The sequence below is a fragment of the Haloarcula vallismortis ATCC 29715 genome (genome assembly GCF_000337775.1).
Taxonomy (GTDB): Archaea; Halobacteriota; Halobacteria; order Halobacteriales; family Haloarculaceae; genus Haloarcula; species Haloarcula vallismortis.
The window spans coordinates 1-9294 of sequence record NZ_AOLQ01000044.1 but is presented as its reverse complement, the minus strand read 5'-3'; the positions used below and the strand labels follow the sequence as shown (position 1 = coordinate 9294).

Genomic DNA, 9294 nt, shown 5'->3' with positions numbered 1-9294 from the left:
CCAGAAGGTGGACAGGAGAGGGGGGCACGGCTACTTGAACGGATTCACTCCATCACGGCACCGATCCATCAAACCAAACAAACGCCTCACCTCATCCTCTGGGATGTCGCTGACCCGGATACGATCCTTCAACTCCTCAAAACCAACAGCATCCACATCACTCACCGGGAAAATCCGGCGGCCATACAAACACCAAAACTCCAGCCGATCACAGTGGGCACGGTACGTATCCACATCCTCATCCACACGGTGGCTGAAAGGCGACTTCTTCACCTCCAAAATAACATCACCACTCCTCATATCAGGGATACCACCGTTCTCCAGCTCCGGCTTCTCCTCAACATTATCGTACAAGGCTTCAGCAATCTCCAAGCAAAGCTTCTCCCAAGGACGCCAAATCGTATCCTCAAGCATACCTGGCCGGATCAAACCGAGTTTCCGACGACGACGGTTCTTCACCGCTCGAACGGTTCTGTCCAGGTCTTCGGCCAGTTCTTTGTCCGATTTGTCAGGGAAGTTCTCAACGATATGCTGCTCCTCAGACTCAGACCAGTATCCAACTGCTATATCCGATTTATACTTCTTGTCACGAATGGCTTGAGCAGTTCTATCGAGGTAGTCGGCGATTATCTTGTCTTTCCAGACGGATTGCATCCGTAGAAGTAACTCTTCTTCGTGATCAGTCCAGTTTTCAGAACTTTCACCGGTGAGATCCTCGGTCCGAGCCTTGTTGTACACTTGATCTTCTGTCTTTCCAAGGTATTCTGCTATCTCTGAAGCCTTCCAGATACCATACGTTCTTTCGATAAACTCTGTCTCTGGTTCGCTCCATTTTCTATTCGTCGTTGCACCAATTCGACTTTTCTTCTTTCTCACTGACTTTGGGGTTCTATTAAGTTGCTCAGCAAGCTCTTGGATTGAGGTATCCGAGTTTTTCTTGAGGTGCTCGATTTCTTCTTTCGACCACCTATTTTCTGACCAGCGTTCATCTTTATCGCGCCTATACAAGTCCAGAGAACGGCGCTTCTGCGATACCGAATTTTTTGTTCGGCCTGACAACTCATCAGCCATTTCCGAGTCCGATAAGTTCTCATAGTTGCGTTTGATGAATTTGATTTCATCTTCTGTCCACCTTTGTCCGCCCATAGTAATTTTTCAAAAAGCAACTTTTATAATTATTACTTAAGGTAATATAGGTATGACAATAGCATCTGTAGAAATACCGGACAAGCTCCTTGACAAGATAGACGAAGAAATCGAAAACGGACTGTACAACAGTAGATCGGAGTTGATCAGAGAAGGAATTAGAAGCCTTCTCAGACAAGAAAAAGAAAGAAAAGAAGGTTAAACATTTTCAGGCCAGTCCTCTGGAAGCTCCACTACCTCTAAACATCGAGACAAGCCCGATGATAATCGCGCTGACCACAACTAAGGCAATTATAGGAAGCCACGAAGTAATCGTCGTCAGACCATCCATCGCAGAACCTGCGCCCTGCCGAGCCTTCGTATCCTCAACTTCTGCCTCATAGTCGAAGTACAGCTCATCAGCGGTTGAATCGTAATCATTCAACGCAGAGCTGTTCAGCATCTCGAAGTTACCGGAATCATAGTACGCGTTGTAGTCCGTACCCTCACTTAGAGTCGTGTTAGACCCGGCACTGGAATCATAGAACGTCACTGTCTCAGATCCAGTCGAGACACGGAGGAAATCAGATTCAGACGCCTTATCCACAGTCACGTTCGTAGGAAACGGTGTGGACGGCTGATGCATCTCATCATAGACGTCTTCCGTGAGATACATCTCATCCTGAACTCCTCCAAGGATAGACAGACCGATAGTTAGGACTACACCGATCACCACGAAGGCGATAGCGTAGCCTTGCAGACGGTCCAGAGAGACCTGGCCTTCAGCCTTGTCGAATAGGTTGCTGGTTTTCATTGATCGGATTGCACATCCGTGAACAAAACGAGTGATACGTGGAGAGCCCTGGAGTCGCCGGTTAGACGACCCAAGGCTGGAAAGCCGAGAACGGTTTTCTCGGCTTTAGAGTGGTCAAGAAGGAAGTAGCTTTACGCCATTCCTCTTGAACCGTTGCCGCTGTTTCTAAACATCGAGACAAGCCCGATGATAATCGCGCTGACCACAACTAAGGCAATTATGGGGAGCCAATTTGTGAATGTGACTAGTCCGTCCATTGCTTGCTGTGCTCCTTCGCTTGCTGTGGTGTCGTTGATCTGTGCGTCGACTCCGGACAGTACTCTTAGTCCTACGGTTAGGACTACGCCGATGACTACGAAGGCGATTGCGTAGCCTTGCAGTCTGTCGATTGATACTTGTCCTGCTTCTTTGCCTTTGAAGGATGCGATTGCGGCTTCTGTTGCTGCTCTACCGGTTCTTTCGTAACGTGAAAGATCCACTGTTGATTTGTCACCTCCCCCTCTCTTCGAGGGTTGTTTCGTGGTTGTTAGAATGGGGTTTTGACGAAACCGTTTTCATCACGGAGAGAGTGTTGTAAACAGTTGTTTTTAAACGGGGTCGGACGAGTTTCTGTGGTTCTCGGAAGTCTTTTTAAAGAACGAGAAGCTGTACAGTACCTGAGTCCTATGCCTGACCAGATAACTGAGCAGCACCAGCTGTCGCAGGATGCAAGCGCATTGCAGCAGCAGCTGGAGACTGATAAACTTGCTAACAGGCTTCGATTCCACCTCGGTCTCGAACCCGTGGAAAAAGTCGACACGCAGGGGAACAAGACCCGTGTCTGGAAGGAACGTGAAAACAATCTATTGAACCAGGAGGGCGTGGAGAACGTGGTCGGGCTTGTCCGTGGAATCGTCGACAAGAACCAGACTACGTCGATCTACGACGACTCGGAGATTAAACGGGTAATGCAGAGTCTTCACCGGGCAGTCTCCCTAGAGCTGACTGAGAACTGGGGTGACTACGGGATCCGGAAGAGAGGTACAGCTGAGAAAGTGATGGAGATCGTGACTGACAACTGTTATTCTGCGTTCAAGCGGGCGAAGGATGGTAGGACTCTTGACGCCGTGGCGAAGACCACGAAAACCGTTTCAAAGACTCACACCGGTGACGACGACGGTGACGGTGGTATGAGCTTCTTCGGACTCGGGTGATTACTCAAGTGGAAACTACAATAGCTGAGATACTAACTACAATAACAGGGGCATCTATGGGGGCTGTTCTACTGACAATAGGTCTCTACATTTTCGACGAATACCGGAATATAAACCTGTTAGACTGGTTGTGGAAGGCATACTTTGTAGCCTTGGGAGTAGAGATGATGTATGGGTTCTCACAGGTTTTCCAGAAGGCAGAAACAGCTTCGGAAATGAACTTAGTTCTTCTTGCAGGTATACTTGCAGGATTCGTACTCTACACTTTGTATAGAATAGGCCGCTACCTTATCTACCAGGTGGCTTCCTCACTACACCAATTGGAAGGTGATATCGAACAATGAATACTGACGTTATCAAAGACAAAGTACTATTCTGGAAGGACTACTTCCCTACAAAAGCAGTAATCTGGAGGAAAAGAGGCAGCACCTGGGTCCCACAATTCACCGAGGCAGCACGGCTGAAATACGATGACCAGCCGAACGCCCACGTCTTCCGGACAGGAGATGAAACCAAGGCAGTGCCTCTGGACTACGTTGAAACCACTTCTACAGGTCAAGACTTCCTCATGGTAGCGGAGGTCGAGGACGACGACTTCGTCCCGGTCAAGTTCGACTTGAACGGGGAGGGAGACATCGACTTGAAGAAAGAGGAGCTCGACGGCAGCCAGGAACAAGTCGGTTCTCTCGATGCCTTGGCCTTGGATAACCGTGATGAGAGACTGAACTTCTACACCTCACACCTTGAGAAATCCGAGTCCAAGTACACGGTTCCAGGATTCCTGGCGGAGAACGAACGACTGGTGCTTGTCGTAACTACCGCGCTCGCTGTAGCGATTATACTGTTCGCGTTCGGCCAGCAGTTCGCGGATGCGTTGCCGGTGCTGAGGGATATCAGCGATCAGCTGCCTGGCCTGGCTGACGCTATTCAAAACTCTGGAACAGGGTCGACGCCTCCAGGCAGTTGAAGCGTCCTAGATGTAGGTGATGTGCGGTGGTGGACCACAACCTGATTCAGTCACAGGAGACTCACTTGCCGAACAAGTGGTACTTCCGCACCATCGCTTTCTTCACCGGTCTTTCTCTCTTTCTTTTCAGTAGGATAGGCTGGCTTGGCTTGTTGATGATGTGGTACCCTGTTTTCATTTACCTGGTTGGCCGGGGAAGGATGCAGGAGAGAAGGAATGATATCATGCTTCACGGCGGTGTTTTCTTGAAGAGGTATGACCGGCGGGGTGTGTAGCCGTCAGTGGATCCTGTCCAGGCACTGGGTTTGACTTTGACTGGTGTTCTGTGGTTGGTGGTTTCGCTGCAGGACTTGGATGACCGGTTGATTTCTCTCGGTTTTCTGTATTTGATGGTGCCGGCCACGGTTCTTTACCTAGATCTTGGTGTAGGTGTCTTGGCCGTGTTTGTTTCCTACCTTTTCTTCGCCGCTTGGGCATGGGTGACTGAGGGGGTAAGTACCGGTGACGTAGCCATGCTGCTGATGTACGGACTGACAACAGCAAATACACCGGTTTTAGGTCTCCAAGTACTGCTTTTCACAGCCGGTTCAACAATAATCACGGTGAACCAGCTGACCGCAGCCGAAGACATCCCATTTGCACCGGTCTTCCTGATATCATACCTGGTTACGCAGACTGGTCACCTCTGGTTGTTGGCATAGTTGTAAGAGGCTATGGCAAGTGAGGCGATCAACAGCAGGAAAGTAAATGCCGGCTCTACAACCTCGATCAAGGTCAGGATCGACGACGTCAAAAACGTGATGTAGGTGCTGGCGGAGACGGAATCCCTGACCGGGAAATCATTCAATGTGTAGAAGCTGATACCCCAGACAACAAACAAGATCCCGAGGCCGAGGCCGCCGCCCATAAACTCGTTGCTCCTCATAAACAATCCTTCAAAAGTGCTGACACCGGTTGCATTGTACGGCATCTCCGAACCATTTGGAACTGTATCTAAAGCCATGATACTACGACCTCATACCGATGATCAGGCTGAAAACCGAGTACAGCAACGTTGCGTAAAACCCGATTCTAACCCCTGACCAGACAAAACCAGGGAGGTAGCGTCCAACAGGAGAGTTTTCAAGCCCGGATACCACGCTGTCTATGATTTGGATAGGAGTTGTCAACAGATCTACGAACTTGGGAACGACGAGAACACCAGCTACAGCTTGGTCAACGACCTCTATACCTGTATAGTCTCTTGAAACAATCTCGTTGTAGAGGCTGCCTTCCTCATCTTGATTTTCACCGGTTCCTATTGTCTGAGCGTATGTCTCCTCGTATTCACGGTACTCTTTGTTGACTTCCTCTGTGACATTACTTTGAACGCCGTGATTGCTGTACAGAGAGTTCAGGAAGTTTGTTCCTCCGAGAACACCCATCAGGAATACCAAGGTTGACATGAAGATTATACTGTTTTTCACGGCGATTCAATTTACAGAAGCGGAACTGTTCTTTTTAAAAATGTGAGGAAACCAGCGGGGCACCTCCTCCCCCTTGGGTGGTTACGACCTGCCGCTGAGCGCCATAATCACTGCAACCACTACAATCGAACCAAGTGCAGCCATCCCCACCGTCAGCAACCCGAGCCAGGCAGCAGCCAGTACACCGAGAGTGGAGAAGAAGATGCTGACGGATGGACTGACCAGGCCCAGCATCGACAACGTCAGGAACAAGGTCAAGGCAACTACCTCAGCCTCCTCCTCGAAAAACCCTCTACTGTAATCCAGAGTGCCCTGTTCAAGAACGTAGCTGAAACCGTCCTTCTCCGCTGTCAACCTGTACTCATACACGTTGCCTTCAACAGATTCGTTGAACTGGCAGACCATCGAGGAACTTGCAGAGGTTACAGAGATATCACAGACCTCGTCCCAGCCAATAGCACCTTTTTTATCGACTTCTAGACGTGCCTCTCCGATCACATCCGATTCATGGTCAACACTGCATTGGAACCCGGAGATATTCCCTTCTGAATCAGTGTACGTGCCGCAGCTGTAGCTGAATCCTTCCTTGGTCTGGTAATACGGGGACTGAACCTCTGGGTCGATCCGGAATGTTTTCGAGCAAGGAGAGGACTGGCAGGCGAAGATCTCCCTACCCGTTTCAAGCAAGGTCTCCCCTTCTTTTGTCAGAATGTACTTGTACTCGATTTCATTGATCCTCATGTACGTGGTTCCGACACCTTGCGAGTCCGTCGTGGATTTAGCGACGGTTAAGTAACTGTTCGAACCTACGAAATACCGGAGAACCTGTATCGTCACTCCTTGAACAGCTGAGCCGTCACTGTCCTCTACCTGGAAGTAAACCGGTGTAGCATATCCATCTGAAAGCAGGTACAGGTCGGTGCTCTCTGAGATATTGTTCACTGTCTCGTTGAAGAGATCGTACCGCCGGTCAAGGAAATCTACTCCAAGATCGTTTTGGCCGGACAGGCTTTCGTACTGTACAGGTCCTGTAATCCTGTATTCTGCCCAGCCCGGGTACAGGCATATACTCGAGGATTTCACACCTGTGTTTTCAAATGCGAAGTTTCTGGTGTGTTCTCCGTGGTGGGTGGTGTCGAAATTAAAGTCGATGCTACCGGTCAGGTTTTGACTCCGGTTCTCCTCGTTTTTCAAGTAGAATGTAAGAGCTTTCTCACCGGTTTCACCTAGGGCAGCGTTGCTGCAGTCGGTCAGGATTTTCCTGTAAACGCTGATGTCGTCAGTGCTGCTGTCTACAGTTCTCTCGCTGTCTTTGAATGTGAAGGTGACATTCCCGTCAACAGTCTTTGTGACGGAGGCAGTGTCGTTGAAGACCGGGGTGTCGTACTCGTTGTTGCAACCGGTCTTCGTGGAGTCGTTGAAACTGGTTCGACAGGTGTAATTGGCTTTGATTTCCGGTAGTTCAGTGGTGAAGTCAGTGGAGGCGTTGAAGTTCTCTGCCTCGATAACCCTGTCTTGGGTGTTGCTGATTACCGGGGAGTGGTACGCCCATTCGACTTCCTGTGTTTGCTGGCCTGTTGATTCTTGTACGTTTGACGTAGTCGAGTTCTGGAAGTCTGAGATGTTTAAGTCAAATTCTATACTCCAGTTTTTCGTGGTCTGGTTGGTGCTGACAAGAGGGATTTCGTAGTGCAGTACCTCGTCCAGGTTTTCGATACCGGTCGTGGAAACCGTGTTAGAGGCTTCGATGCTGCCGTTGTAATCCAGCTGTGTGTCTACGTTGTTCACCATGTCTCCGACTTTGATCTCAGTTTCAAAGCTCGTGTTCTCTGTCTCGTAGACTGGGGAAGGGCTGGAGACATCCTGGATCTTGGAGTACCGGGTTTCGTAGAAAGTCGTGGTGTTGTCGATGTCGCCGTCCACGCACCGAGTTTTGAACTCGTTGCTTCCTACGTCCTCATTGAGTTCTCCTGAGAATGTTCTCTCAGACTGAGTGTCGTCTTCCAAAGCCCAGACCTCTCGGAATCTTTCTCCGTTGCTGTACAGGTCACAGGTTATGTTTTCACTGGGTACGTTGTCGCCGTCATCCTCGATCAAGATCTCGTACTCAGGAGTGTACGTGAACTGCTCACTGTTGTTCTGAGGTTTCAGGTGGTTGATCTTCGGCTCCAGGTTCTGGATCAACTGGCTCATTTCATACGTTGCTGTAGCTCCATCATCATCAGTAGCAGTCAAAGAAATATTGTAGTTTACACTGCTCTCATCCACAGAGAACAGGTTTGAGGCCTCCCACGTACCATCCCCATCCGAATCCGAGAGCTGGGCATCGGATACGATCTGAGTGCCGTCCTCCCAGACATCCGCTTTAACACTGGAGACACTGCCATCAGGATCACTTACGTTGGCAGAGACATCTATATCGCTGTTCAAAGTCCAGCTCGAAGGATTAGTAGAAACAGAATCAAAGGTTGGAGGGCTGTTCGGATCAAAAGTATAATCCACATCATCGAAATACACATCTGCCTGACTTGTAGACTGGTCAAAAACAGTTAATTCAAAGGCATCAGCATCCGCATCCAAATCCCAACCTGCTGAAACAGTATTACTTCCTATCTCATTATTATTAGAATCATAGGCTGTAGCTGTAACATCATTATTGGAATCAGGGCTTAAACACCACTTATACCATTCTCCTGTATTCCAAGAAGCTATATTAACCTCAGTTTCACTTCCATCAGATTCCTCTTTTCTTAAACGGAAGTCACCGCCTCCATAGTCTACCTGAAAGTTTACATAACCGTTTCCATCATTATTATGGATTCCATAACTTGTAGCTATGTTACTATCCGAATAGAACCACGCACAGTATGTCTCACCTAATTCAAGATTAGTTGAACGGACTAAAGTCCTTGAATCCGAGTCATCATCCCCATCAGTCGTATAATGAAGGCTGTAACTACCGTTGAAAGGATTGTTTTGGTCTGCCTGAACACTACCCATAGAACCTTCGATGCTGTATTCATCTATATCTCCATCCTCAAATCCATCTGTTTGAACACTCGCCGAAACCGTTCCCATCAAGGCCAGTGCCAAGACTGCTAAGACGAGAACACGCACCGCCTTCCGTGGAAAACCTTTACCGTGCAACACGAGTACCGCCTCCGCTATCCCGCGTATACATCGCCAAGATAATCAGGAAACCTCCAATCCCGATCAAATACGGGAAGTTGTACAGGATCCGCGTCGCCCACGGCAACGTATCCGTAACAGCTTGGAAAGCCTGCGTCGAAGCAATCACAGTGTACGCATTCGCCAGTTGAGCTGACGTGAACACCGCGATAACCAGGGTTAACAGGCTGATCGGCAGGTAAATCCTGTTCGCAGGTATGTATGCGGCAAGTATAATCGAGGAGACGAACAACCCGACTGTGAGGAAGATCATTCCGTAGTCCAGGATGGACAGGGCTTGTGCTGCGGACTGCATCGGGGCTTTCCCTGCGAAGAACTGGTTCTGCATCAGTGAGTCCAAGAGTTTGGATGCTACGACGAGTGAAACCCCGAATCCGAATAGCAGGGCTGCTATGTGGAAGAGATCGTCGACGCTGCCTTTCTTCTTGGCGAGGAGTTTCTGTTGAAGGATTTTGAAGTAGCTGCATTCCACGGATAGGTACTGTAAAACCGGTGTTTTTTAAATTAATCCAGGGCCGGGGCGGGGGGCTGGAAGAAGCC

At 49.2% G+C, this 9294-nt stretch carries 13 protein-coding genes; 6 read left to right on the top strand and 7 right to left on the bottom strand.

The window, feature by feature from the left end:
* Positions 1-30 precede the first annotated feature (30 nt).
* Entirely contained in the window at positions 31-1146 is a 1116-nt protein-coding gene (locus C437_RS12015; protein ID WP_004517234.1) for a hypothetical protein, read from the bottom strand.
* Between the two features lie 52 nt (positions 1147-1198).
* Here C437_RS12015 and C437_RS19890 point away from each other — a divergent pair, with 52 nt between their 5' ends.
* Complete coding sequence (locus C437_RS19890) at positions 1199-1348, top strand: ribbon-helix-helix domain-containing protein (protein WP_079992082.1); 150 nt, start codon at positions 1199-1201, stop codon at positions 1346-1348.
* A 6-nt stretch (positions 1349-1354) separates the two neighbouring features.
* On the opposite strand, the gene C437_RS12010 is transcribed toward C437_RS19890, so the two are convergent.
* Together C437_RS12010 and C437_RS20175 are read right to left on the bottom strand one after the other, a co-directional pair.
* Positions 1355-1939, bottom strand: coding sequence for a hypothetical protein (locus C437_RS12010; RefSeq protein WP_004517233.1), 585 nt, complete (start codon positions 1937-1939; stop codon positions 1355-1357).
* 131 nt (positions 1940-2070) lie between these two features.
* Positions 2071-2418: a hypothetical protein gene (locus C437_RS20175; RefSeq protein ID WP_139175345.1), complete on the bottom strand. Its 348-nt coding sequence runs from the start codon at positions 2416-2418 to the stop codon at positions 2071-2073.
* Between the two features lie 132 nt (positions 2419-2550).
* Between C437_RS20175 and C437_RS12005 the strand changes: the two genes are divergently transcribed.
* From C437_RS12005 to C437_RS11985, 5 genes are read left to right on the top strand one after another with little or no spacing between them, the layout of a single operon-like run.
* Positions 2551-3132 (top strand): hypothetical protein, encoded by a 582-nt coding sequence (locus tag C437_RS12005; protein ID WP_139175346.1) that lies wholly within the window; start codon positions 2551-2553, stop codon positions 3130-3132.
* Between the two features lie 8 nt (positions 3133-3140).
* Entirely contained in the window at positions 3141-3476 is a 336-nt protein-coding gene (locus C437_RS12000) for a hypothetical protein (RefSeq protein ID WP_139175347.1), read from the top strand.
* Positions 3473-4099, top strand: a complete 627-nt coding sequence (locus C437_RS11995; protein ID WP_004517230.1) for a hypothetical protein — start codon at positions 3473-3475, stop codon at positions 4097-4099. The genes C437_RS12000 and C437_RS11995 overlap by 4 nt, the downstream gene beginning before the upstream one ends.
* A 29-nt stretch (positions 4100-4128) precedes the next feature.
* On the top strand, positions 4129-4374 hold the full coding sequence (locus tag C437_RS11990; RefSeq protein ID WP_139175348.1) for a hypothetical protein: 246 nt from the start codon (positions 4129-4131) through the stop codon (positions 4372-4374).
* Positions 4375-4380: 6 nt separating this feature from the next.
* Positions 4381-4800, top strand: a complete 420-nt coding sequence (locus C437_RS11985) for a hypothetical protein (protein WP_049919754.1) — start codon at positions 4381-4383, stop codon at positions 4798-4800.
* Here the strand turns inward: C437_RS11985 and C437_RS11980 are convergent.
* From C437_RS11980 to C437_RS11965, 4 genes are all read right to left on the bottom strand, one after another.
* Positions 4779-5102, bottom strand: coding sequence for a hypothetical protein (locus tag C437_RS11980; RefSeq protein WP_139175349.1), 324 nt, complete (start codon positions 5100-5102; stop codon positions 4779-4781). The genes C437_RS11985 and C437_RS11980 overlap by 22 nt on opposite strands.
* Positions 5103-5106: 4 nt before the next feature.
* Positions 5107-5523, bottom strand: a complete 417-nt coding sequence (locus C437_RS11975; protein WP_139175350.1) for a hypothetical protein — start codon at positions 5521-5523, stop codon at positions 5107-5109.
* Between the two features lie 123 nt (positions 5524-5646).
* A complete protein-coding gene (locus C437_RS11970; RefSeq protein WP_139175351.1) occupies positions 5647-8643 on the bottom strand; it encodes a hypothetical protein in 2997 nt (998 codons plus the stop codon).
* A gap of 58 nt (positions 8644-8701) precedes the next feature.
* A complete protein-coding gene (locus C437_RS11965) occupies positions 8702-9226 on the bottom strand; it encodes a hypothetical protein (protein WP_004517224.1) in 525 nt (174 codons plus the stop codon).
* Between the last annotated feature and the right edge of the window lie 68 nt (positions 9227-9294).

What these genes read in the sequence shown, in the direction of transcription:
- C437_RS11970 (WP_139175351.1), bottom strand. Translation starts at nt 8,643, where the DNA reads ATGGGAACGGTTTCGGCGAGTGTTCAAACAGATGGATTTGAGGATGGA.
- C437_RS11980 (WP_139175349.1), bottom strand. Translation starts at nt 5,102, where the DNA reads ATGGCTTTAGATACAGTTCCAAATGGTTCGGAGATGCCGTACAATGCA.
- C437_RS11975 (WP_139175350.1), bottom strand. Translation starts at nt 5,523, where the DNA reads ATGGGTGTTCTCGGAGGAACAAACTTCCTGAACTCTCTGTACAGCAAT.
- C437_RS12010 (WP_004517233.1), bottom strand. Translation starts at nt 1,939, where the DNA reads ATGAAAACCAGCAACCTATTCGACAAGGCTGAAGGCCAGGTCTCTCTG.
- C437_RS12015 (WP_004517234.1), bottom strand. Translation starts at nt 1,146, where the DNA reads ATGGGCGGACAAAGGTGGACAGAAGATGAAATCAAATTCATCAAACGC.
- C437_RS19890 (WP_079992082.1), top strand. Translation starts at nt 1,199, where the DNA reads ATGACAATAGCATCTGTAGAAATACCGGACAAGCTCCTTGACAAGATA.
- C437_RS11995 (WP_004517230.1), top strand. Translation starts at nt 3,473, where the DNA reads ATGAATACTGACGTTATCAAAGACAAAGTACTATTCTGGAAGGACTAC.